This is a genomic window from Hymenobacter sediminis (assembly GCF_003231285.1).
Taxonomy (GTDB): domain Bacteria; phylum Bacteroidota; class Bacteroidia; order Cytophagales; family Hymenobacteraceae; genus Hymenobacter; species Hymenobacter sediminis.
The window spans coordinates 112197-135954 of the sequence record NZ_QKNS01000003.1 but is presented as its reverse complement, the minus strand read 5'-3'; the positions used below and the strand labels follow the sequence as shown (position 1 = coordinate 135954).

17 protein-coding genes are annotated in these 23758 nt (G+C 59.7%); 12 read left to right on the top strand and 5 right to left on the bottom strand.

Translation table 11 applies throughout. The features are described from left to right. The first annotated feature begins 109 nt into the window (after positions 1-109). Both DNI29_RS09620 and DNI29_RS09615 read left to right on the top strand, forming a co-directional pair. Positions 110-571, top strand: a complete 462-nt coding sequence (locus tag DNI29_RS09620) for an ABA4-like family protein (protein WP_110977895.1) — start codon at positions 110-112, stop codon at positions 569-571. 12 nt (positions 572-583) lie between these two features. Next, positions 584-1453 (top strand): hypothetical protein, encoded by an 870-nt coding sequence (locus DNI29_RS09615; RefSeq protein ID WP_110977894.1) that lies wholly within the window; start codon positions 584-586, stop codon positions 1451-1453. Positions 1454-1508: 55 nt separating this feature from the next. Here the strand turns inward: DNI29_RS09615 and DNI29_RS09610 are convergent, their stop codons facing one another. Beyond that, entirely contained in the window at positions 1509-3053 is a 1545-nt protein-coding gene (locus tag DNI29_RS09610; protein ID WP_202910418.1) for a hypothetical protein, read from the bottom strand. A 410-nt stretch (positions 3054-3463) separates the two neighbouring features. On the opposite strand from DNI29_RS09610, the gene DNI29_RS09605 reads away from it, so the two are divergent. From DNI29_RS09605 to DNI29_RS09580, 6 genes are all read left to right on the top strand, one after another. Next, a complete protein-coding gene (locus DNI29_RS09605; RefSeq protein ID WP_110977893.1) occupies positions 3464-4372 on the top strand; it encodes a branched-chain amino acid transaminase in 909 nt (302 codons plus the stop codon). A 174-nt stretch (positions 4373-4546) separates the two neighbouring features. Continuing rightward, positions 4547-6271, top strand: a complete 1725-nt coding sequence (ilvD, locus tag DNI29_RS09600) for a dihydroxy-acid dehydratase (protein ID WP_110977892.1) — start codon at positions 4547-4549, stop codon at positions 6269-6271. Continuing rightward, complete coding sequence (gene ilvB, locus DNI29_RS09595) at positions 6228-7991, top strand: biosynthetic-type acetolactate synthase large subunit (protein WP_110977891.1); 1764 nt, start codon at positions 6228-6230, stop codon at positions 7989-7991. The genes ilvD and ilvB overlap by 44 nt, the downstream gene beginning before the upstream one ends. A 179-nt stretch (positions 7992-8170) precedes the next feature. Continuing rightward, a complete protein-coding gene (gene ilvN / locus DNI29_RS09590; protein WP_110977890.1) occupies positions 8171-8776 on the top strand; it encodes an acetolactate synthase small subunit in 606 nt (201 codons plus the stop codon). 55 nt (positions 8777-8831) lie between these two features. Further along, entirely contained in the window at positions 8832-9920 is a 1089-nt protein-coding gene (gene ilvC, locus DNI29_RS09585) for a ketol-acid reductoisomerase (protein ID WP_110977889.1), read from the top strand. A 307-nt stretch (positions 9921-10227) separates the two neighbouring features. Further along, positions 10228-12273 (top strand): HelD family protein, encoded by a 2046-nt coding sequence (locus DNI29_RS09580; protein ID WP_110977888.1) that lies wholly within the window; start codon positions 10228-10230, stop codon positions 12271-12273. Positions 12274-12511: 238 nt separating this feature from the next. Here the strand turns inward: DNI29_RS09580 and DNI29_RS09575 are convergent, their stop codons facing one another. The 4 genes from DNI29_RS09575 to DNI29_RS09560 are packed head-to-tail and all read right to left on the bottom strand — an operon-like array spanning position 12512 to position 18514. Then, the gene (locus DNI29_RS09575) at positions 12512-13594 is read right to left on the bottom strand and encodes a DNA polymerase beta superfamily protein (RefSeq protein WP_317048749.1); all 1083 of its coding nucleotides are present in this window, start codon (positions 13592-13594) and stop codon (positions 12512-12514) included. A gap of 35 nt (positions 13595-13629) precedes the next feature. Further along, positions 13630-14412 (bottom strand): nucleotidyltransferase domain-containing protein, encoded by a 783-nt coding sequence (locus DNI29_RS09570; RefSeq protein WP_110977887.1) that lies wholly within the window; start codon positions 14410-14412, stop codon positions 13630-13632. Next, positions 14412-17012: a polynucleotide kinase-phosphatase gene (locus DNI29_RS09565; RefSeq protein ID WP_110977886.1), complete on the bottom strand. Its 2601-nt coding sequence runs from the start codon at positions 17010-17012 to the stop codon at positions 14412-14414. Before DNI29_RS09565 ends, DNI29_RS09570 begins: the two co-directional genes overlap by 1 nt. Positions 17013-17071: 59 nt before the next feature. After that, the gene (locus tag DNI29_RS09560; RefSeq protein ID WP_110977885.1) at positions 17072-18514 is read right to left on the bottom strand and encodes a 3' terminal RNA ribose 2'-O-methyltransferase Hen1; all 1443 of its coding nucleotides are present in this window, start codon (positions 18512-18514) and stop codon (positions 17072-17074) included. Between the two features lie 356 nt (positions 18515-18870). Between DNI29_RS09560 and DNI29_RS09555 the strand changes: the two genes are divergently transcribed. From DNI29_RS09555 to leuB, 4 genes are all read left to right on the top strand, one after another. Beyond that, the gene (locus tag DNI29_RS09555) at positions 18871-20037 is read left to right on the top strand and encodes a 2-isopropylmalate synthase (protein ID WP_110977884.1); all 1167 of its coding nucleotides are present in this window, start codon (positions 18871-18873) and stop codon (positions 20035-20037) included. Positions 20038-20123: 86 nt separating this feature from the next. Further along, on the top strand, positions 20124-21518 hold the full coding sequence (gene leuC, locus DNI29_RS09550) for a 3-isopropylmalate dehydratase large subunit (RefSeq protein WP_110977883.1): 1395 nt from the start codon (positions 20124-20126) through the stop codon (positions 21516-21518). A 260-nt stretch (positions 21519-21778) separates the two neighbouring features. Further along, entirely contained in the window at positions 21779-22378 is a 600-nt protein-coding gene (gene leuD, locus DNI29_RS09545) for a 3-isopropylmalate dehydratase small subunit (RefSeq protein ID WP_110977882.1), read from the top strand. Further along, entirely contained in the window at positions 22366-23490 is a 1125-nt protein-coding gene (gene leuB / locus DNI29_RS09540) for a 3-isopropylmalate dehydrogenase (RefSeq protein ID WP_110977881.1), read from the top strand. Before leuD ends, leuB begins: the two co-directional genes overlap by 13 nt. Positions 23491-23758 lie beyond the last annotated feature (268 nt).

The window sequence follows — 23758 nt, the reverse complement described above, 5'->3', positions numbered from 1 at the left end:
CCCACTTTGCCTCACAACTCGCCCGCCATAGCTGCCGCTTCACCTGCATTGTCTGTGGTCATCGCCTGATTTTCAGCCATGTTTACGGGGTCATCTATCGGCATTACTTATGGCTCTCACCCCAGATTTTCTGTTTTCCCTGGCCAACCCGGTTGCCCTGCTCGGCTGGGGCCTGCTGATACTGGCGCCGCGTTGGGCCGTTACCCGCCGGCTCGTGCTGAGCGGTGCCCTACCCCTGGTGCTGGCCGTAACCTATGCCCTGCTGATTGGCAGCCATTACCTGGGCGCGCATGCCTCGGAGGGAGGTTTCAGTTCTCTGCAAGAGGTAACCGCGCTGTTCCGCGACCCATGGGCCCTGCTGGCGGGCTGGGTGCATTACCTGTGCTTCGATTTGTGCCTCGGCGTCTGGGAAAGCCTGGATGCCCGGCGCCGCGGCGTACCGCACCTGCTGCTGGTGCCCTGCCTGCTGCTCACGTTTATGCTGGGCCCGGTAGGGCTGCTTCTGTACTCTCTGGTGCGGCGCTTTTATGGCCGCGATGTTACCGCTTCTATTGCTTCTGCCACGCTTTAGTTTGTCGTCGCCATGTCTGCTGCCCTACCCCTGAAAACAAGTTCAACCGGCACCCAACAAGCACCAAAAAATTATGCAGCTTCTCCCCTCACGTATGCCACCGATTGGCTGCGGGTGCTGCACCGCGTAAATCCAGTCCTGTCCTGGGCAGGCTGGCTGCATGTGGGCTTGTTGCTGGTATGCCTAGTGTTGTTGCCCCTCGATCATCGGGTAGTGACGGGGCTACCGGTGTGGGTGAAGCCGGTCAAGTTTGCACTGTCGGGCCTACTCTACCTCTGGACGCTGGGTTGGCTGCTGGCCGATCTGCCGGCTGGGGCCCAGAAGCCGGTGCGCCGCATCAGCTGGGGGGTAGCCCTGAGCATGGTAGTTGAAATGATGTGCATTACAGGGCAGGCCGCCCGCGGCACCACCTCGCACTACAACATTGCCAGCGGCTTCGATATTCTGGTATTTAACCTGATGGGCGTGTTCATTATGCTGAACACTGTGCTCACCATCTGGGCCGTGTACCTGGTGTGGCGGCACCGCCCGCACGGCTCTGCCGGCTATGTGTGGGGCGTGCGGCTAGGCCTGTTGTTGTTCCTGGTAGGCAGCGTGCTGGGCGGCATAATGATCTACCTCAATCAGCACACGGTGGGCGCCTCCGATGGGGGCCCCGGCCTACCCGGCCTCGGGTGGAGCACCCGCGCCGGCGACTTGCGCATTGCCCATTTCCTAGGCCTGCACTCCCTACAAGTGGTGCCCTTTTTGGGCTGGGTTGCCGGTCGCACGTTTCCCAAACAAGCAACAGGCCTGACGTGGCTAGGCGCGGCGCTGTATGCCGGTGCGGTGGTCTGGCTATTCGCGCAGGCAATGGCTGGTAGGCCGCTGCTGCCTCTGTAAGCACGTAGACCTGTCATTGCTACAAGGAACAACGAAGCAATAACAGGCCTACGCATCATTTCAGCTGCCTGAACTTACGCCTGATTACCTCCTGAACGGGTACGTTTTCAATTTTGCTTTCCAGCCACGAAATGATGTCGAGGTAAAGAAAGGGGCGACGCTCGTAGGGGTTTTCGGCAATGCGGATCAGCTGGTTTTTCAGCTTAATAAAAGCGTCTTTTAGCTCGAAGGGCGCTACGTCGCCGAGGTTGCGCAGGAACTGGAAGATGGCCTCCTGCATCTGCTGCTGGTCGTTCATTTTACCCAGGAAACGGTACACCGAGCGGATCTGGTAGTCCAGGGCCTCGTCGCGGCCGGCCTCGTAGTGGGCAATCAGATTGAGGATGCGGGCAAAGCACTGAATGTCTTCGCGCAGACTCACCTCCTTGAAGTAAATGACCTTGTTGAGGTACTCGATGGCTTTGTCGGGCTGCCCGCTGCCGAAGTAGAGGCTGGCAATTTTGTAGTAGAACACCAAGCGCCGGTGCGAGTCGAGCTGGATGCGGAAGTAATCGAGCTTTTCCAGCAGTTCCGGAATAATGGCAAGCCCTTCCGTGAAATGCCCGCGCATGAAGTACCCGTTGAGCCGGTTTGTATAGATATACAGGAACAGCAGCATCTCAATATTAGGGCTGCTGCGTCGGTCGGGGTCAGCGGCGTAGGCCTCTAGTTGCGCCAACACCTGCTCGAATTTGCTATAGTACAGCATGTTGTGCGCCGTAATCAGCAGATTGTGCAAGCCCTTAATGTAGAGCATGGCCTGCTGTTCGCGCATCAGGGGGTTATTCTCAAACAAATCAACCCACTTCTGGGCATAGCGGAAGCAAAGACAGAAATTCTGGGTGATGGTGTAGTACCAAACGTGCGCCTGGTAGTAGTAGAGCTGCTCGAAAAAGCCGGCCTGCCGGGGGTCCAGCACGGGCAGCCCCTCCCGGAAGTAGGCCGTGATTTTGTCGTAGTCTTGTTGGTTACGGGTGTGCCCGATTTTGAGGTAGCGCCCATACATGCGCAGCGCCAGGTTGGAGAGCTCATGCTCCTGCGCTACGTGCTGCACTGTGTCCGTAGCCTCATCCGACAGCTCCCGGGCCCGGCCACGCAGACTGCGGGTAATGTACTGGCCCTCAATAATCTTCTCAAAATCCAGAGCCAGCAACACAATGTGCTTCATTTCGGCCTGCTGGGCTTGGGCTTTCACTTTCTCCAGCATGCGCAGGCTCTGCTGGTATAGACCGCGGTTGTAGAGTACGCGGGCATAATCAAGCTGCTCGTGGAGCTGAATATCAAGGTTATGGCCGGCGTGGTACATGCGCAAACTGGCCAGCAGTTGCCGGTACAGGTTGGCCTTGAGGTTGGCTACTTGTACTTTTTTGATGGCCGGCACCTGGGCCAGCACTCGCTCCTCATCGTAGCGTTCCTGACTATCCAAGGCATCGAAAAGCTGTAAGAACTTTAGCCCATCGGTGGAGCCCTGCCGGTTGGCAAACAAGCGGAAGTGCCGCTTCTCGGTGCGCGTCAGAGTCTTAATGAGCTGGAAAACCGGGTCGGTATTCTCGTTGGGCATTGTATTTCTCTAAATTTCAAGTTTCTGATTATAAGCTATTTACAATCATTTAATAAAGATTTTGAAATAGTATCTAAGTAAGAAAAAAGTTTTTCAAATGCTCGCCAGCTGTCCTACTTGCAGACACCCTACTGCTGTAAAGATGATATGCCCGAGCCTTTTTCCACCTCCTGGTCTGCACTATTTCTTCTAACAGGTGCGGCCGCATGGCCGGCTACCAACATCCGGGTGATGGCGGCTGGGCACATCAACTGTGGCAGCTATGCCCGGAAAGGAATAGAACCCAGCCAAGTCGCCGACAGGCTTCTACATTTCCTACCCCTGCTTTTCTCTGCTGCCTTTCTTAGCCCGGTGCCGAGAAAGGCTTTTTCCTAGTGGCTACTTATTCTCTCCCTACCCCTTCTACCTTCATGTACTACACCAGTAATACCGTCGCTTTTTTGGATGGCGAGTTTGTACCGGCCGAGCAGGCTACCTGTGGGGTGTATGCCCAGTCGCTGCACTATGGCTACGCCGTGTTCGAAGGCATTCGGGCGTACAACACCCCGGCTGGGACCCGCATCTTCAAGGCCGAGGAGCACTACGAGCGGTTGCATTATTCGTGCAAGTGCGTTGGCTTGCCATTAGAGTATTCGGTAGAGGAACTTACGCGCATCAGCTACGAAGTGCTGGAGCGCAACAACCTGACAGACGCCTACATTCGGCCACTGGTGTACGCTGCTACCCCCAACATGAGCCTGAAGGCCGCTAACAGCAGCAACGTGCTGATTGCGGTGTGGGAATGGGGAAAGTATCTCGGCGACCAGTTGCTGCGTCTGACCATCTCGCCCTACGAGCGGCCGAACCCCAAGGCCGTGCCCATCGAGGCGAAAGTAGCCGGGCACTACGTCAATTCTATCATTGCCAGCACCGAGGCCAAAGGCCGCGGGTACGATGAGGCCCTGCTGCTCGACATGAACGGCTACGTAGCCGAAGGCCCCGGTGCCAACTTCTTCTTTGAGCGCGACGGGGAGTTGTACACCGCTCCGCAGGGTAGCATTCTGCGCGGCATCACCCGCAACACCATCATCGACCTGGCCCGGGAAGCTGGCATTACGGTGCACGAGCGGTTCTTCCGACCAGAGGAGCTGCGCACGGCTTCCGCGGCCTTCATGACGGGTACTGCTGCCGAGGTTATCGGCATTGCTTCTGTGGATGACATCGTGTTCGAAAAGTCTTTCCAGCATTCCATTGGCGGCATGCTCGCCAGCCATTACCAGGCGCTAGTGACCGGGCAAGCCGTGAGCCGCAACGCCAGCTTCGCGGAGCAAGCGCAGTAGTGGCCTAGAGTTGAACCATCCACAGTAAACGTCATGCTGAGCATGTGGCGCATCAAGCCAGGGACCGAAGCATCTCTACCGCTTCGTTGAGGCAGCATGGCAACGTCAGCACGCGAGATGTCTCGACAAGCTCGACATGACGCCCTCCATCACATCAGTCCAATCCCGCCCGAAATGACCCTGAATAAATACAGCCGCATCTACACTCAGGACGACAGCCTGCCGGCGTCCCAAGCCATGCTCATTGGCTCGGGTCTGTCGGATGCTGATTTGCATAAGCCGTTCGTGGGCATCTGCTCCACGGGCTTCGAGGGCAACACCTGCAACATGCACCTGAATGGCTTGGCCGACCAAGTGAAGGTGGGCGTGCAGGAGCAGGGGCTGGTGGGGCTGCGGTTTAATACCATTGGGGTATCGGATGGCATTACCAACGGCACGGCGGGCATGCGCTACTCCCTGGTTTCCCGGGAAATCATTGCGGATTCCATTGAGGCCATGGCCGGGGCGCACAACTACGATGCCCTGGCCTGCGTGATGGGCTGCGACAAAAACATGCCCGGCGCCCTCATTGCCATGGCGCGCCTGAACCGGCCCTCGCTCATGGTGTACGGGGGTACCATTAAGGGCGGCACGTTCAAGGGGCAGCAGCTCAACATTGTGTCGTGCTTTGAGGCCTACGGCAAAAAGCTGCAGGGGCAGATATCGGACGAGGATTACCGCGGCATCATCCACAACGCCTGCCCGGGGCCCGGAGCCTGCGGCGGCATGTACACGGCGAATACCATGGCGGCGGCCATCGAAACGCTGGGTATGAGCGTCCCGTTTTCCTCGTCCTCCCCGGCGGTTAGCCCGGAGAAGCAACAGGAGTGCCTCACGGCCGGCGCCTACCTGCGCCGCCTGCTCGAACTCGACCTCAAGCCCCGCGACATCCTGGTGCGCGAGGCCTTTGAAAATGCCCTAGTCATGACTACCGTGCTCGGCGGCTCTACCAACGCCGTGCTCCACCTGATTGCCATTGCCCACGCCGCGGGCGTGCCGCTGACTATGGAAGACTTTCAGGCCGTGAGCAACCGCACGCCGGTACTAGCCGATCTGAAGCCCAGCGGTAAATATCTCATGGAGGACCTCTCGGCCCTGGGCGGCGTGCCGGCCGTGATGAAAACCCTGCTGAACCTCGGCCTGCTCCACGGCGACCTGCTGACGGTAACGGGTAAGACGCTGGCCGAAAACCTAGCCGACGTGCAGCCCCTGGGCGCGGAGCAGGATTTGCTACGCCCCCTCAGTAACCCCATCAAAGCCGACGGCCACATTCAGATTCTGTATGGCAATCTGGCCGAAAGAGGTGCGGTGGCCAAAATCACCGGCAAGGAAGGGCTGCGGTTTGAGGGGCCAGCTATTGTGTTCAACTCCGAAGAAGAATTGAACGAAGGCATTTCGCAGGGCAAGATTCAGCCCGGTCAGGTCGTCGTGATTCGCTACGTGGGGCCCAAGGGCGGACCGGGCATGCCGGAGATGCTCAAGCCCACCTCGGCCATCATCGGCGCCGGCCTAGGCGACAAGGTTGCCCTGATTACAGACGGCCGTTTCTCGGGCGGCACCCACGGCTTTGTCATCGGGCACGTGTGCCCCGAGGCCTACGACGGTGGCACCATCGCACTGGTAGAAGACGGCGACTGGATTGTGCTGGACGCCAGCACCAACACCATGGAGGTGCAGGTAGAGGACGCCCTGCTGGAGCTACGCCGCCAGCAGTGGCAGCGGCCCCGGCCCAACGTGCAACAAGGCGTGCTGCTGAAGTATATCCGCACCGTGAGCGACGCGAGCCGCGGCTGTATCACCGATTACCAGGAAGACCATGTACACGAAACAGCAACCCCAGCCCGCGCCAACCTCGCCTGAAACGGCCGTAGCCACGGCGGAGCCCGCTACCCGCACCCTGTCGGGCGCCGAGGCTACGCTGCACGCCCTGCTGGCGGAGGGCGTGGACACCGTGTTTGGCTACCCCGGCGGCGCCATCATCCCAATTTATGATGCGCTTTACGATTTCCGGGAGCAGCTCAACCACGTGCTGGTACGCCACGAGCAGGGCGGCATTCACGCGGCCCAGGGCTACGCGCGGTCGTCGGGGAAGGTGGGGGTCGTGTTTGCCACCAGTGGGCCCGGCGCTACCAACCTTGTGACAGGCCTAGCCGATGCCCTGATTGACAGCACGCCGCTGGTGTGCATCACGGGCCAGGTGTTTGCGCACTTGCTGGGCACGGATGCCTTCCAGGAAACCGACATCATCAACATCACTACCCCCATCACCAAGTGGAATCATCAGGTAACGGACGCGAGTGAAATTCCTGAGGCGCTGGCCAAGGCCTTCTACATCGCGCGCAGCGGCCGACCCGGTCCAGTGCTGATTGACATCACCAAGAACGCCCAGATGCAGAAGGCGGAGTTCCCGCCGTATCAGCCCTGCACCCACATCCGCAGCTATCGGCCTAGACCAGTCGTGCGCCCGGAGTACGTGGCGCAGGCCGCGGCGCTTATCAACCAGGCCAAGCGCCCGTTGGTGCTGTGGGGCCAGGGCATATTGCTGGGCAAGGCGGAGCAGGAGTTCAAACGGTTCATTGAGAAAAGCGGGATTCCGGCGGCCTGGACCATTCTTGGCGCTGGCGCTCTGCCTACGGGCCACCCACTCAACGTGGGTATGCTAGGCATGCACGGCAACTACGGCCCCAACGTGCTGACCAACGAGTGCGACGTGCTCATTGCCATTGGCATGCGCTTCGACGACCGGGTAACAGGCCGCCTGGATAAGTACGCCAAGCAGGCTCAGGTCGTTCACCTCGACATCGACCCCACGGAAATTGACAAGAACGTGAAGGCCACCGTGCCCGTGTGGGGCGACTGCAAGGAAACACTACCCCTGCTCACGCAACTGGTGGAAGCCCGCTCCTACCCCGAATGGCGCCAACGCTTCCTCGACCACGACGCGGAGGAAATAGCGGCCGTCATTCAGGACGAACTGTTCCCAACCTCCGATGAGTTGACCATGGGCGAGGTGATTCAGCAGCTGAATGAGCTGACCCAGGGCGAGGCTATTATTGTAACCGATGTAGGCCAGCACCAGATGGTGGCCTGCCGCTACGCCAAGCTCAACCACACCCGCAGCAACATTACCAGCGGGGGCCTGGGCACCATGGGCTTTGCCCTGCCCGCCGCCATCGGGGCCAAGTACGGCGCCCCAGCGCGCACGGTAGTAGCCGTTATCGGCGACGGGGGCATTCAGATGACGATTCAGGAGCTGGGCACCATCATGCAGACGGGCGTAAATGTGAAAATCCTGCTGCTCAACAACCAATTCCTGGGCATGGTGCGCCAGTGGCAGGAGCTGTTCCACGACCGGCGCTACTCCTTCGTCGATATTGCCAGCCCCGACTACGTGACCGTGGCCCGCGGCTACAACATTGCCGGCCACCGCGTGGACAGCCGCCCCGAGCTGCAAACGGCGTTGCGCGAGATGCTGGAACACCCCGGCTCCTTCCTGCTGGAGGTGATGGTAACGAAGGAGAACAACATCTTCCCCATGGTGCCGCAAGGCTGTGGGGTTGGGGAGATTCGGTTGAAGTAAAGCAGTCCTAAAGAAGATCGTCATGTCGAGCGCAGTCGAGACATCTCGCGTGCTGACGGTACCAGGCCACTCCAACGATTCGAGCGAGATGTCTCGACTGCGCTCGACATGACCGGTGGCGGAAGCGGTAGAGCTGCTCCTGCAAACTCACCATTTCACTACCTCAGCATTTCACCATCATGCACCAGCAATCCATCGACCGGCGGGAGTACAACATCACGGCCTACACCGAGAACCAGGTGGGGCTGCTGAACCGCATTGCCATCATTTTCTCCCGGCGCAAAATCAATATCGAGAGCCTTAATACCTCCCCTTCGGAGGTCGAAGGCATTCACCGCTTCAACATTGTGGTGGTGGAAACCGAGGAAGTAGTGCGCAAGATTGCCCGCCAGATTGAGAAGCAGGTAGAGGTACTCAAGGTGTACTTCAACCCCAACGAGGACGTCATCTGGCAGGAAATGGCCCTCTACAAAGTACCCACCGACGTCATTGCCGAGCGGGCCCTGGTGGAGCGGCTACTGCGGGAACATGGGGCCCGCGCCGTGGTCATCCGCAAGGATTACACGGTGTTCGAAACCACCGGCCACCGCGAGGAAACCGACAAACTCCTGACAGTGCTGCAGCCCTACGGCCTCATTGAGTTTGTGCGCTCGGCCCGCATTGCCATCATCAAAGACAGCCTGGGCTTCCACCATAAACTCCGCGAGTTTGAGCGCACCGAGCCTGGTCCTGAGGTCAGCGAAAACGACTACCTCAACAGCCGAGATAAGGTATTCACCATGTGAACCGCTCCAGCCTAACAACAACTCAATTCCATCTTCCAACCCAATATCCAACATCATGGCAACCATCAACTTTGGCGGCGTAGAAGAGCACGTAGTTACCCGCGACGAATTTCCTTTGGAGAAAGCTCGCGCAATTCTGAAAGATGAGACGATTGCCGTGATTGGCTACGGCGTGCAGGGCCCCGGCCAAGCACTGAACCTGCGCGACAATGGCTTCAACGTCATCATCGGGCAGCGCCGCGACTCGGCTTCCTGGAGCAAGGCTGAAGCCGATGGCTGGGTAGAAGGCGAAACCCTGTTTGATATTGAAGAGGCCGCTGAGCGGGGCACCATCATCGCCAACCTGCTTTCCGATGCCGGCCAGATTGCGGTGTGGCCTACCCTCAAAGCCAAGCTGACGCCCGGCAAAACGCTGTACTTCTCGCACGGCTTCGGCATCACGTTCAACGACCAGACCGGCATTGTGCCGCCCGCGGAGGTAGATGTGGTTCTCGTGGCCCCGAAGGGTAGCGGCACCAGCCTGCGCCGCCTGTTTGTGGCCGGGGGCGGCTTGAACTCCTCGTTCGCCGTGTACCAGGATGCCACCGGACAAGCCTACGACAAGGCCATTGCCCTCGGCATTGGGGTAGGGTCGGGCTACCTGTTCGAAACCGACTTCAAGCGCGAAGTGTATTCCGACCTCACCGGCGAGCGAGGCGTGCTGATGGGGGCTTTGGCCGGCATCATCGAAGCCCAATACCAGGTGCTGCGCCAGCGCGGCCACTCCCCTTCCGAGGCCTTCAACGAAACGGTGGAAGAACTCACCCAGAGTCTCGTGCCGCTGGTTGGCGAAAACGGCATGGACTGGATGTTCAGCAACTGTTCCGTAACGGCCCAGCGCGGCGCCCTCGACTGGAAAGGCCGCTTCCGCGACGCGACCCTGCCCGTGCTCAACGAGCTCTACGACAGCGTAGCCTCGGGCAAGGAGGCTGCCCGCACCATTCAGCGCGGCTCTACCCCCGGCTACCGCCAGGAGCTAGAAGCCGAACTGAAGGAAGTACGCGACTCGGAGCTGTGGCAGACCGGCGCCACCGTACGCGAACTACGCTCTAAGGCCACTGAGAAAGTAGAAGAAGGCTTCGCGCTTTCTGCTGAAAGCAACTAGCTGTCAGGTAATGCGGGAGGAGGCTCCTTTGATAGTGCCGTAACCAGTAGATAGTCAAAGCAGTGTCGTAATCAGCGCACATAAGTCCCGTCCTGGCTCAGGATGGGACTTATGTGTTTTCGGCGCGTAATCTTCGCCGTAAGCCGCGTGTAGCAAGGCCGAGTCAGAAATTACTGCCTCCCTTCACAGAACGGACTGAGGTTATTCGAGACGTAAATGTTCACCAGATCTAATAAAATCAGCCAAACGTTTCGGCCAACCGGAATTTGCTGGACCTTTGAGGTCCATTTGCCAAAAGCCGCCGGGGATGAACGTAACGCAGCAAGAAGAAAAAGAACATCTGGAAGAAATTAAGGAGAAACTGACGCTGGCCGTGAAGCGCATCGACGAGGCCGTGCGGCAGTTTTCCAACGAGCTGCGGGAGAAAAAGCAGTACATCCACGAGCATCAGTCGGGCATGGATGAGGCCGATATGGTTTCCGCCGAGCAATCCATCAACCGTATGGCTTACACGGGTGAGGGCGCCGTGGCCCGCAAGCGCCGCCTCCTCAAGCTAGGCCAGTCGCCGTACTTCGGCCGCATTGATTTTGCTACCCCCGACAAGGCGGCCAACCCGGTATATATCGGGGTATATTCCTTCCTGGATGAAACCCAGCGCCAGAACCTGATCTACGACTGGCGGGCGCCCATCTCCTCGCTATTCTACGATTTCGAGCTGGGCGAGGCCTCCTACGCTACCCCCTCCGGCACGGTGCAAGGCACCATTGAGCTGAAGCGCCAATACAAGATTCGTGAGGGGCGCCTGGAGTTCATGCTCGACAGCGACGTGAACATTCACGACGACGTGCTGCAGCAGGAGCTGGCTAAGTCCTCCGACGATAAGATGAAGAACATCGTCGCTACTATTCAGCGCGACCAGAACGCGGTGATTCGCAACGAGGAGGCGTCGGTGATGGTAATTCAGGGAGTAGCTGGCTCGGGTAAAACCTCCATTGCCCTGCACCGCATTGCGTTTCTGCTGTACCGTTTCCGCGAAACCATTGCGGCCAAAGACATCCTGATTATTTCGCCCAACAAGGTCTTTGCCGACTATATCTCCAACGTGCTGCCTGAGCTGGGCGAAGAGCACATTCCGGAGTTGGGCATGGACGAGCTGGCCGCCGACCTGCTGGATAACCGCTACAGCTTCCAGACCTTTTTCGAGCAGGTAGCGGCGCTGCTGGAACACCACAATCCGGCGTTTATTGAGCGAATCCGGTTTAAATCGTCGTTTGAGTTCCTCAGCCAGCTCAACCAGTTTCTGCTGCACATTGAGAACACCTACCTCACCGTAACGGAGCTGCGCGTGGGCCGAACGGTGGTGCCCATGCCCTTCCTGCTGGCCAAGTTCAAGACCTACCACCGGGTGCCGCTGCTGAAACGGTTTGCGCTGGTGGCCAACGATGTGCGGGCCTACGTACGCGATGCCGTGGGCCGCAAGCTGACTGGGCAGGAGAAATCCACCATCGGGGAAGCCATTCCGCGCATGCTCCGGATGAATAATGTGCTGGAACTCTACCGCGACTTTTACCGCTGGGTTGGTCGGCCCGAGCTGCTGAAGCTTGACCACCGCCTGCATCTGGAGTATGCTGATGTTTTCCCGCTGATTTACCTGCGCCTGCGCCTGGAAGGCATCACCGCCTACGACCAGGTGAAGCACTTGCTGGTAGATGAAATGCAGGACTACACCCCGGTGCAGTACGCCGTGCTGTCAAGGCTGTTTCCGTGCCGTAAAACCATCCTGGGCGATGTCAGCCAGCAGGTAAACCCTTACAGTGCCTCCTCAGCCGAAGCCATTGAGCGCGTGTTCCCGCAGGCCGATGTAGTCAAGCTCTTCCGCAGCTACCGCTCTACCGTCGAGATTACCGCCTTCGCCCAGCGCATCAGCCCCAACCCGCACATCATTCCGCTGGAGCGACACGGACAGCAGCCTACCATTACGCGCTTCAACAGTCCCCAAGAGGAGCTACAAGCTATTGAGCAGCTAATCACGGCTTTCAAAAGCTCCGGCAACCACTCCCTGGGCATCATCTGCAAAACCCAGCGCCAGGCCGAACGGGCCTACGAGGCGCTGCAAGCCCCCGGCGTTCATCTGCTGACGGAAGAATCGACCACGTTTAAGGAAGGTATTATCATCACCACAGCTCACCTCGCAAAAGGACTAGAGTTTGATGGGGTCATCGTGCCTTTCGCCTCGGCGCGCACTTACAAAACAGAGGTCGATAAGAGCATGCTCTATGTGGCCTGTACCCGCGCCATGCACCAACTCACCCTCACGTACTCCGGGGAGCTTACAAGTTTTCTGGCTGATTAAGCAGGTTTGGCGCCGCCTATGGGGGTAGGCACAGGGCACAGGCCTAGCTTTCTGAAAAGAGGGGGTAGGAAAAGCTGTCGGCTTTTTTACCCCCTCTTTTCTGGCTGTATGATTGTAGACCGTCATGCTTGATCTGGCGTCCGCTTGTCGAAGCATCTCTACCGCTTCGTTGCTGCCTTTTAATTAGTCAGAGGCAGAGATGCTTCGGCTGCGCGGACGCCAGATCAAGCATGACCGTCTAGAAGGCCTGTTGTTCATAGAACTGGCGCCGCAGCTCGATTAGGAGGTTTTCTGTTCGTTCGCGGTCCGGGGCTTCTGGCAGCGTTGAGTCCGCAAATGCGGCATCCACCTGCTGTACCAGTTTCTCGGCGTCGGCTACCAGCTCGGCGTACTCAAACTCGCCCTTGCGGATGCGCAGCAGGTAGTCCCTGTCGGGGCGGCGGACGTGGAGCTGGCCGGTGGTGGCAATTTCCAGGGCCGTGTGCAGCAGGCGAAATACGTGCAGCATGTTTTTGGCATCGTAGTTTTTGCCGTGCTGCACCGTGTTTTCGTACCGCTCGGCGTTGCGCCGGGCCACCCAGTCCCAGTACTCCTTGTACACGCGGCAGTAAGTGGAATAGCCGTTGCGGTTAAAGGACAGGTAGGCCACCGGCACCTCCCCTTTCGGCACGGCCGAGAGAAGCACATCGTTAGAAGCTTCCGCGTCGCGCAGCAGGCCCCGGTAGCCTTTCGGCGCCGTGGGGTCAGCATCGACGAACAAGGCGTAGAGGTCAGTCAGGTGCGAAACCTTGGCCAGGCCACACTGCGCGGCTTCCAGCCCCTGGCGTACCAGCCACTGCTCCACGGGCTGGGCGCCGGCTCCCACGGTTACGTAGCAAAAATCCAGCACCGATTTGCGGGCTGGCGGCTCGGGGTTGTTGATCTTTTTGTTGAGCCCCTGCGCCTTGCGGATCTGGGCCACGGCGTATTCAGCAAACGTCTGGCGGCAAAGCCTGGAGAGAAAATCCTCTGCCCGAAACGCCGCAAACAACGGGTGCTGGTAGCGGATGCAGTCGGGTGGAGTGCCCAGGATTTCCAGGGCCGTGGGGTTGTTTTTCAGCAACAGCTCCACAAAACGGCGCAGCTCATAGAATACTTCATCGTTGGTAGCATTGGCTACCTGGGGCACGTAGTCGAGGCCGAAGAAGTCCCGCTCCGGCAGAATGAACACGCCTTTTAGGTCCGTGTCGGAATGGGGCAGGTCGGTACCGTAGGCGCGGCTGCCGCTGACGGCTTCCAGCAGAATCAGGTTGTGGCGACGCAGGTAGGCAATGTCAATCACAAAACAGACGAGGTAGTAAATGAGAAGCGCTGTGCTCAGGCCGGAAAAGCGGCGGCCAGCCAGTACTGAAACAACTGGTTCAGATCGGCAATAGGGTCGGAGCCGATTGGCACGGGCAGCGTGTCACGTGCCTGCTGGCAGGCGGCGTACTCTTCTTGCAGGAAACTCAGTATAGCTGGGGAAAGAAGCACGGTAGCCTTTTCGACGGCCTGGGCTTTTTCTACCAACAGGTGGGCTACCTCTGCGTGCAGCGAAGGGGGTAGTACCGCCAGCAGCTCCGCCAGTTGCATGGGCGGCACGGTTTGCCGCTGCCGTATCCAGCGGGCGGCCAGCCCCGAGCGCAAGGCGTAAAACAGGCGCTTGAGCCGAACTTCTGGCACGATGAAATCAGCCTCCAGCCCCCGGCGCACCAGGCCCAGGTAATGGTGCAGGCCAGCCCGCAGGTTGAACGCGCGGGGCAACAGAGGCTGCAGCAGCGCCCGAAAATCCAGCGCCTCCCGGTAAATTATCGGTGACTGCACCCACTCAAACAGCGCCGAGTTAGAATTGCGCAGCAATTTCAGGGCTTTGCGGAGTTCCCAGCCGCCCAGATCCAGCAGCGCATCTACCGGGAAGTTGAGCGTATCGGGGGCTTCTTCCAGGGTCAGGTACCAGCTGGCCGGGTGGCAGTAAATGAAGCGCACGTCATAGTCCGAGTCGGGGGAAGGAAAGCCCCAGGCCCGGCTACCCGCCTCGCAGGCGTAGAGCACTCGTACTCCACGGGCAGTTTCTACCTCCTGCAGCGCGTGCTGGATGCGGGTGTGCATGGCGTCGTTCATCAGAGGCGGGGGTCAATTGCTTCACTTTCCAGAGCCAGCACGCCAAACACGCACTGGTGTACCTCGCGCAAAGGGGCTCCCGCCACAAAGCGCTCCAAGCCTTCCACACCCAGGGCAAATTCCCGCAGGGCCAGGTTACGCTTGGTTTTCACGGCCCGCTCGCGCAGGCGCTCCAAGTTGCCCGGCAACAGATAGTCCGGACCGTAAATAATGCGCAGGTACTCGCGGCCCCGGCACTTCAGGGCGGGCTGTACCAAGTGCTTATGACCGGCCGGGATAAAGTCGTAGGGCTTGACTACCATGCCTTCGCCCCCGGCGGCAGTCAGGTCGGTCCACCACTGGGTGGCAGCTTCCACGTCGGTGATATCGGCCAGGTTTACCACCCGGTAAGGGGTAGCGCGCAGCAGGCCCTCATCGGCGAGGCAGATGGCTCGCAGGGTTTCCATGTGCCAGGCGTGGTCCTTATCGAAGTAGGTTCGGCCTTCGGTAGCCAGCAGGTGGAAGGGCGCCAAGCGCAGGTCAGAGAGGCTCTCCACTGGCCAGCAGTAGCGGCGGTAGGCCTCGGCATAGTGCTCGGCGGCCGCTTGCCGCGCCGTGGTGCGGGCCAGCAGGGCCTCAATACCATCCAGATTGCGCGTGGCGGCTTGGGCTAGCACGGCCGCCGCAACGGGCAGGGCTGCCGTGGCCGCCGCCGCTACGGCAGCGTATTGGTTTTTAATCAGCTCCTGAGCCTTGGCCGACCAAGGCAATAGCTCGGCATCCAAACACAGCCAATCGGTGCTGAACTTCTCCCAGAAGCCAGCGGTAGTGAGTGCCTCCTGCAGGCGGGTCAGGAAAGCCGCTTCCAGGGCCGGGTCGTTGAAGAAGTTACGGCCGGTACGGGTGTAGCATTTGCCCGGCCCCTCACCTACCACGCCAAAGCGGCGGCGAGCGGCATCATCATCCTTGGCCAGCACTACTACCACGCGGCTGCCCATGTGCTTTTCCTCGCATACCACCCGCTGCACGTCCTGACGGCGGAAGTAGTCGAAGGCTTCAGCCGGATGCTCCAGCAGATCGGGCAGGGCGCTGGTTTCGGAAGGCGACATGGTGGGCGGCAGGTAGAGCAGCCACTTGGGGTTCAGGGCAAAGCGGCTCATGACCTCCAGGGCAGCCACGCCATTTTCTTCCCGGATGGTTACAGAGGGCAACAGGCGGGTGCGAATAATCTGCTTGCCTGTTACGTCGCGGATGTCGAGCAGGTCGTCGTGCTGCTGCTGGGCCGTAAGCTGGGCCGTTGCCTGGGCTACTTCGGCCGGCCGCAGGGGGCGCACTGGTTCGCAGTACACCTGCGCGGCTGGCACCGTTACCAGCTCCCGCTCGGGGTAGCGCAAGACCGTCAGCCTACCCCCAAACACGCAGCCGGTATCAATATCAATGGTGTTGTTGAGCCACTCGGGGTCGGGCACGGGCGTGTGGCCGTACACCACCATGGCGCGCCCGCGGTACTCCGAAGCCCAGTTGTAGCGCACGGGCAACCCGAACTCATCGATTTCACCCGTCGTTTCCCCGAACAACGCGAAGGCGCGCACGGCCCCGGAGCCCCTACCCTGCATGTCTTCGCGCAGCCCGGCGTGGGCGACTACCAGTTTGCCACCATCGAGCACGTAGTGGCTCACCAACCCATCCAGAAACTGGCGTACCTGGTTTTTGAATGTATCGGACTCAACGGCCAGCTGCTGAAGTGTTTCGGCAAAGCCATGCTTGTCGTTTACCTGTTTGCCGTTGAGGTGGCGCAGCAGCTTGATGTCGTGGTTACCGGGCACGCACAGGGCCGTGCCATCTTGCACCATGCGCATAACCAGGCGCAGCACCTGCGGCGAAGCCGGGCCGCGGTCCACTAGGTCTCCCAGGAATAGGGCCCGCCGGCCAGCCGGTGCCTGCACACGCACGCCTAGGTCGCGCGCATCAACTACGGGCTCAGCTGCCACGGAGTAGCCCAGCTTGGTAAGCAACTGCACTAGTTCGTCGTAGCAGCCGTGCACGTCCCCGATGATATCGAAGGGGCCAGTTTCGTGCTTGCGGTTGTTGTAGAGCGGGTCGCGCACTACGGTTTGCACGGCCTCAATTTCCTCGGTGCCATGCAGGTGGTAAATGTGGCGGAAGCCCTCGGCCTTCAGGGTTTTCAGGCTTCGCCGCAACTGCTGGCGCTGCTGCGGAATTACGTGGCGCCCCATGTGCATGCGCTCTGCCCGGGCGCGGTTGCGGTCCTCGGCCACGCGGTCGGGCACGTCTAGGATGATAGCCGTGGGTAGCACATGGTAGTCGCGGGCCAACTGCACGAGAGTTTTGCGGGCCTCGGGCTGCACGTTGGTGGCATCTACCACCGTGAGTAGGCCGCGCTTCAGGCGCAGCCCAACGAGGTAGTGCAGCAGAGCAAAGGCATCCGGCGTGGCCGACTGGTCGTTTTCATCATCGGCCACCAGCTCCCGGCACTGGTCCGAGGAAACGATTTCAGAAGCACGAAATAAGCGGCGGGCAAACGTACTTTTCCCGGCTCCGGAGGTGCCAATTAGCAACACCAAGGACAGCTCGGGGACTTTAAGAGTAGTCAAGGACATAAAACTAGCAATAGGAGGCCTGGGCAGAAATATCCCTTAGGCCAGCATCAACATCTGGATTATCGCTCAAACACGGCTAACTGCGAAGGGGCGCCTACTTCGGCCACCTCCGGCCCCAGCGCCTCTACCCGCACCCGATATCCGTTGCGCTCCGCCACGCCAGCGGCCCACTCCTGGAACTGGGCCTGCGTCCACTCGAAGCGGTGGTCGGTGTGCCGAAACTGACCGGCGGACAGGGTTTCATAGCGCTGATTGTAGTCGGCGTTGGGGGTAGTGACCAGCACCGCGCCGGGGCGGGCTCTAGCAAACACTACCTGCTCAAAGGCGGCCAAACGGCTTTCGTCCAGGTGCTCAATCACCTCTACCACGGCCGCGGCATCGTAGCCACTCAAACGCGGGTCGTGGTAGAGCAGGGAGCCTTGGGTAAGGGTTAGTCGCTCGCGCTGGCGCGGAGGCATTTCGGCTACGTGCAGCCGCTCCTGGGCCCGCTGCAGTTCCCGGTGCGACACGTCCATCCCCAGCACATGCTCTACGTGGGGCATGCTTAGCAGTCGGCGCACCAGCTTGCCTTCGCCGCAGCCTAAATCCAGGACGCGCTTGGCACCCAGCCGCCGCATTTCTTCCGCCACCCGGTCCAGGCGCACATCGTGCAGGCTCTGCTTTTCCCGGGTAGCCGACTGGCCTAGGGCATGAGTCGCCTCGGCACCTGCGGGGGCTGTGGTTTCCAGCGGGTTGAAATCAGCGGCTTCTTCGCCCAAGGGCTCTTCGCCTTCCAACAGCCGCTCTAGGGTAGGATTCACGTACTGAGCCAGGTTACGCAGGTAGCGGCGGGTGATAAATTCCCGGTCGGGGTGCTGGGGTAGCCAGGCAGCGCCGCGGTGCAGCAGTTTCTCGGCTTCGCTGGCGTTTACCCAATAGTGCTTGTCGTTGTCCAGCACCGGAATCAGCACATACAGATGAGAAAGCAAGTCTTGCAGGCGCAGGGCGGCGTGGCGCAGACGCAGCGTGAAGTAGCGACTGTTGCCCCACTCCGGCACTGTGGGGTCCAGGGCGTGGGCTTCGGTGGTTACTTCGTAGCCCAGGGGGCTGAACAGGCGCTGCAACTGCTCGGCGTTGGCGGCAGGCATCACGGCTACAGTGGCTTCCAGGGGTAGCAGCACATCGGGCAACTCTGGGCGGTCCTTGCAGGTGCCGTTCATGGCAGTATTGAAGGCCTTGGACAGAGCCGTGCTCAGAAACGAAGAGGCCACGTAGGGTCGGTCGTTCACGTACTGTTCCAGCGCGAAGCCCTCCCCGGCCGGGCCGCGGTGGCTGCGGACTAGGGCCACAGGGTCGATGTCGAGTAGCAGGGCCACCGTGCAGCGCTCAAGGGTAGCCTCCGGATAAAAGATATGTACTTGGCCCGCCGCAATGTCCAGGGACTGTAGCCGGGCAGGATTTTTATGCAGCAGATAGCCTAAATCAGTTGCCGGTTGATGGGTGGTGGTAATGGTTAATAGCATCGGGTAGCTCTAGAATCAGGCCTACTGGTTGGCCTGCGGCCGAAGATAGGGCTTCGGTTGCGGCTCTCCTGCGGGCGGCTGAAGTCCTTTTTCGCTGTTCAAACCCCGAGTGTGAGGGTACGAGTAGCTTAGCGCCGCGCCAATGGGCCGGCCCTACCCCCACTTACCGGCCAGAAGCCTCGTTCTTCCTTGCCTTTGCCATTGTATTCCTACCGAATGCTAAACGCTATAAATCAGCATATTACAAAATAAATTACTCGTTTTAGAAATAGTAGGCGCGTGAGCGGCCGGTTTTTGCTGACGCACTGGAGCCATGTACTTGCAGGAAGCTTTTTCGCTGACTGAACCCTAGAAACATGGCAACTCAGAAAATCCACATCTTCGACACGACCCTGCGCGACGGGGAACAGGTGCCGGGCTGCAAGCTGAACCGGGACGAGAAACTGCTGATTGCCCGACAGCTAGAGCTACTCGGCGTCGACGTGATTGAGGCGGGTTTTCCGGTGTCGAGCCCCGGCGACTTTGCGGCGGTGGCAGCCATTGCGGCCCAGACGCGCTATGCTACCGTCTGCGGACTTTCGCGGGCGGTGGAGAACGATATTATTACGGCCGCCGAGGCCCTGAAATCTGCAAAGTACCCGCGCATTCATACGGGTATTGGCACCTCCGATTCGCACATCAAGTTCAAGCTCTGTACTACCCCCGAGAAAGTGTTGGAACGGGCCGTGGCGGCGGTGAAGCTGGCCAAGTCCTTCGTGGAAGACGTAGAGTTTTACGCCGAGGACGCGGGGCGCACGGATAACGAGTTTCTGGCCCGAGTATGCGAGGCCGCCATTCGTGCCGGTGCTACCGTGCTGAATATTCCCGACACTACCGGCTACTGCCTGCCCAGCGAGTACGGGGCCAAGATTAAGTACCTGGCGGATAACGTGCGTGGTATTGAGCACGTGCGCCTCTCTACTCACTGCCACAACGATTTGGGTATGGCTACGGCCAACTCCATTGCCGGCGTGCTCAACGGTGCCCAGCAGGTAGAGTGCACCATCAATGGCGTAGGCGAGCGGGCCGGCAATACGGCCTTGGAAGAAGCCGTGATGGTGCTGCGCCAGCACCCCTACCTCAACTTCGAGACGGGCATCAACACCAAGCTTCTCGCCGAAACCTCGGCCATGGTGTCGCATCTGATGAGCATGCCGGTGCAGCCGAATAAGGCCATTGTGGGCGCCAACGCGTTTTCACACTCCAGCGGCATCCACCAGGACGGCGTTATCAAGCACCGCGAGACCTACGAAATTATTGACCCGCGCGAAGTAGGCATGCCCGATTCGGCCATTGTGCTGACGGCCCGCTCCGGCCGCGCGGCCCTGGCCTACCGCCTCCAGAAAATTGGCTACGACTTTGACCGTACCGCCCTCAACAAGGCCTACGCCTCCTTCCTCGTGCTGGCCGACCGCCAGAAAGAAGTGGTTGACGAGGACTTGCACGTGATGGTGGAGCAGGAGCAGCTCGTTACCGTCAGCTAAGTACCACCTCTCGAAAGACCGTCACGCGTAGCACCGCCTACGCCTGACGGTCTGCTTATTTCTAACCCCGCCCCCACCCCTCTCTCATGGCTAAGACCTTATTTGATAAAATTTGGGACGCGCACGTGGTGCGCGAAGTAGCCGGCGGCCTCACGGTGTTTTACATCGACCGCCATCTGATTCACGAAGTAACCAGCCCTCAGGCGTTTGACGAGCTAACGGCCCGCGGCCTCACGCTGCGCCGCACGGAGCAGATAGTAGCTACCGCTGACCACAACGTGCCCACGCGCCACCAGGACCAGCCGATTCAGGACCCACTGTCCCGCTCCCAGGTGGATAAGCTCACGGAGAACTGCGCCAAGTTTGGCGTGGAGCTGTATGGCCTAGGCCACCAATACCAGGGCATTGTGCACGTAATTGGGCCGGAACTGGGCATCACGCAGCCGGGCCTGACCATGGTGTGCGGCGACAGCCACACCTCTACCCACGGCGCGTTTGGGACTATTGCCTTCGGCATTGGCACCAGCCAGGTGACGCAGGTAATGGCCTCGCAGTGCCTGCTGCTCGACAAGCCCAAGCGCATGCGCATCACCCTGGATGGCGACTTGCGGCCCGGCGTAACGGCCAAGGATTTGATTCTGTACGTGATTTCGCAGCTGGGCACCGGCGGGGCCACGGGCTACTTTGTGGAGTACGCCGGCAGCGCCATTCGGGGCCTGAGCATGGAAGGCCGCATGACGGTCTGCAATATGAGCATTGAGATGGGTGCCCGCGGCGGCCTCATTGCCCCCGATGCTACCACGTTCGAGTACGTGAAAGGCCGCCGGTTTGCGCCCCAGGGTGAGAACTGGGACCGAGCCGTGGCTTACTGGCAGACCCTGTACTCGGACGAAGACGCCGTATTTGATGCGGAGCTGCAGTTCGATGCATCGGCCATTCAGCCTATGATTACCTACGGCACCAACCCCGGCATGGGCATTCCGCTCTCGGCCAGCATTCCAGTGCTTAACGGGGGTAGCGAGGCCACCAGCTTCGACAAGTCACTGCGTTACATGGGTTTTCAGCCGGGCGAGTCGCTGCTGGGCAAGGAAATCAACTACGTGTTCATCGGGAGCTGCACCAACTCGCGCATTGAGGATTTGCGCACGGTAGCGGCCTACGTGCGGGGCAAGCAGAAAGCGGCCCACGTGGAAGCCATCATCGTGCCTGGCTCCAAACAAGTAGAGCAACAAGCCATTGCCGAAGGCCTTGACAAGGTGCTGGCCGAAGCTGGCTTTGAACTGCGTGAACCAGGCTGCAGTGCCTGCCTAGCCATGAACGACGACAAGATTCCAGCCGGCGCCTACTGCGTTTCCACCTCCAACCGCAACTTCGAAGGGCGCCAGGGCCCCGGCGCCCGCACTCTACTCGCTAGCCCGCTGGTAGCGGCTATTACTGCCGTGGAAGGCCGCTTGGTAGACATCACCCAGTATTTGAACTAGACACTAGAACCTAGCTCCCCTCCTCAGATGAGGAGGGGCTGGGGGTGGTTGACCCATCGTTGTTTACCGAGAACGTCTTGTCGAGACATCTCGCTCGAATCGTTGAATTACCATTACAACGTCAGCATGCGAGATTCCTCGACTTCGCTCGGAATGACGGTTACGGGTTGTCGTTCTAGCCCACTTCAACCACCCCCAGCCCCTTCTCATCTGAGGAGGGGAGCTTAGCCTAGCTCTAAACAGTTAATCCTCCCCACCCCATGGAAAAATTCCAAACACTACGCTCCGGCGTGGTGCCGCTTCCGATAGAAAATGTGGATACCGACCAGATCATTCCGGCGCGCTTTCTGAAGGCGACGACCCGCGAAGGATTTGGTGCTAACCTGTTTGCCGACTGGCGCTACACCGCTGATGGGCAGCCTAAGCCAGATTTCGTGCTGAACGATGCCCGCTACCAAGGCCACAAGATTCTGCTGGCTGGCAAGAACTTCGGGTGCGGCTCCAGTCGGGAGCACGCCGCCTGGGCCTTGTATGACGCCGGGTTTCGGGTAGTAATCAGCAGCTACTTCGCCGATATTTTCCGGGGCAATGCGCTAAACACGGGTCTGCTGCCCCTGCAGGTTTCGGATGAGGTGCTGCAGGGCCTGTTCGAGGTGGTAGACCAAGACCCGCAGGCTGCCCTGATGGTGGATTTGCAGACGCAAACCCTGACCGTACCCGGCTGGGCAGAGGTGATTCACTTCGAGCTGGACCCTTACAAAAAAGAGTGCCTGATCAACGGGTACGACGACATCGATTTTCTCATTAGCCAGGAGGCGGCCATCACGGCTTTTGAACAGCAACGGTCATGGGTATTTTAAGCAAACGCATTGTAGTGTTGCCGGGCGACGGCATTGGTCCGGAAGTGTGTAGCGAGGCCGTGCGTGTACTGCGGGCTGTGTCCAGCCGCTTCGGGCACGAGTTCGAGTTTGATTACCAACTCATGGGGGCCTGCGCCATTGACGCCACCGGCTCGCCCCTACCCGACGCTACCCTCGAAGCCTGCCGCCGCGCCGATGCCGTGCTACTCGGCGCCATCGGCGACCCCAAGTACGACAACGACCCTACCGCCAAAGTGCGTCCCGAGCAAGGGTTGCTAGGCCTGCGCAAGGCCCTAGGCCTGTACGCCAACATCCGCCCCATCACGGCCTACGACCAGTTGCTGGAGCATTCCCCACTGAAAGCCGAGCGCATTCAGGGCACAGATATTCTGATTTTCCGGGAGCTGACCGGTGGCATTTACTTCGGTGAGAAAGGCCGTAGCGAGGACCGCGCCTGGGCTTACGACCACTGCACCTACTCGCGGGACGAAATCCTGCGCATTGCGCATCGGGCCTTCAAAGCCGCCGAAACGCGCCGCCACCAGCTCACACTGGTAGACAAGGCCAACGTGCTGGAAACCTCCCGCCTGTGGCGCGAAACGGTGCAGAGCATTGCCCCCGAGTACCCCAGCGTAGCCCTCGACTACCTGTTCGTGGATAACGCGGCCATGCAGATCATTCTGAATCCGAAGCAGTTCGACGTCATCCTGACGGAGAATATGTTCGGGGACATTATTTCCGACGAGGCCTCGGTCATTGCGGGCTCCCTAGGCCTGTTGCCATCGGCATCGGTAGGTGATGGCGCTGCGCTGTTTGAGCCCATTCACGGCTCCTACCCGCAGGCTAAGGGCAAAGGCATTGCCAACCCCATTGCTACCATCCTCTCGGCCGCTATGCTCCTCGACCACTTCGACCTGCAAGAGGAAGCCGACTGTGTGCGCGACGCCGTGCAGCACGCCCTCGACCAAGGGGTAGTAACGCCGGAGCTGAATCCCAGTACCCTCTACACCACCGAGCAGGTGGGCAACTTCATTGCCTACAGCGTGCTCGACATTGCTGATTGTGAGGTACACCGCAACAACATCAAGCTCGGCATGAGCACGATTATATAGAACGACCCAGGGGTGGGTTTGTAAAGTCCGGGTGTCAGGCAGGGGTGTCTGGCGCTCGGGCTTTTTTATTTAGCAGAACTGTCATTCTGAGCAGGAGCGAGGAATCTGGGTTACCCATCAGGAGTTTGGCCCAGATTCCTCGCTCCCGCTCAGAATGACAGTTTTTATGGCACTCTATCTACCCCATTCTTTCTTCGGCTTCACCCCGCTCCTGCGGCGTTTCGCCCTGATTTCACTACTACAGGTGGGAGCGTTTTCGGATGTTTGA

Coding starts and splice junctions, on each gene's coding strand:
- DNI29_RS09620 (WP_110977895.1), top strand. CDS start 110: ATGGCTCTCACCCCAGATTTTCTGTTTTCCCTGGCCAACCCGGTTGCC.
- DNI29_RS09615 (WP_110977894.1), top strand. CDS start 584: ATGTCTGCTGCCCTACCCCTGAAAACAAGTTCAACCGGCACCCAACAA.
- DNI29_RS09610 (WP_202910418.1), bottom strand. CDS start 3,053: ATGCCCAACGAGAATACCGACCCGGTTTTCCAGCTCATTAAGACTCTG.
- DNI29_RS09605 (WP_110977893.1), top strand. CDS start 3,464: ATGTACTACACCAGTAATACCGTCGCTTTTTTGGATGGCGAGTTTGTA.
- ilvD (WP_110977892.1), top strand. CDS start 4,547: ATGACCCTGAATAAATACAGCCGCATCTACACTCAGGACGACAGCCTG.
- ilvB (WP_110977891.1), top strand. CDS start 6,228: ATGTACACGAAACAGCAACCCCAGCCCGCGCCAACCTCGCCTGAAACG.
- ilvN (WP_110977890.1), top strand. CDS start 8,171: ATGCACCAGCAATCCATCGACCGGCGGGAGTACAACATCACGGCCTAC.
- ilvC (WP_110977889.1), top strand. CDS start 8,832: ATGGCAACCATCAACTTTGGCGGCGTAGAAGAGCACGTAGTTACCCGC.
- DNI29_RS09580 (WP_110977888.1), top strand. CDS start 10,228: ATGAACGTAACGCAGCAAGAAGAAAAAGAACATCTGGAAGAAATTAAG.
- DNI29_RS09570 (WP_110977887.1), bottom strand. CDS start 14,412: ATGAACGACGCCATGCACACCCGCATCCAGCACGCGCTGCAGGAGGTA.
- DNI29_RS09565 (WP_110977886.1), bottom strand. CDS start 17,012: ATGTCCTTGACTACTCTTAAAGTCCCCGAGCTGTCCTTGGTGTTGCTA.
- DNI29_RS09560 (WP_110977885.1), bottom strand. CDS start 18,514: ATGCTATTAACCATTACCACCACCCATCAACCGGCAACTGATTTAGGC.
- DNI29_RS09555 (WP_110977884.1), top strand. CDS start 18,871: ATGGCAACTCAGAAAATCCACATCTTCGACACGACCCTGCGCGACGGG.
- leuC (WP_110977883.1), top strand. CDS start 20,124: ATGGCTAAGACCTTATTTGATAAAATTTGGGACGCGCACGTGGTGCGC.
- leuD (WP_110977882.1), top strand. CDS start 21,779: ATGGAAAAATTCCAAACACTACGCTCCGGCGTGGTGCCGCTTCCGATA.
- leuB (WP_110977881.1), top strand. CDS start 22,366: ATGGGTATTTTAAGCAAACGCATTGTAGTGTTGCCGGGCGACGGCATT.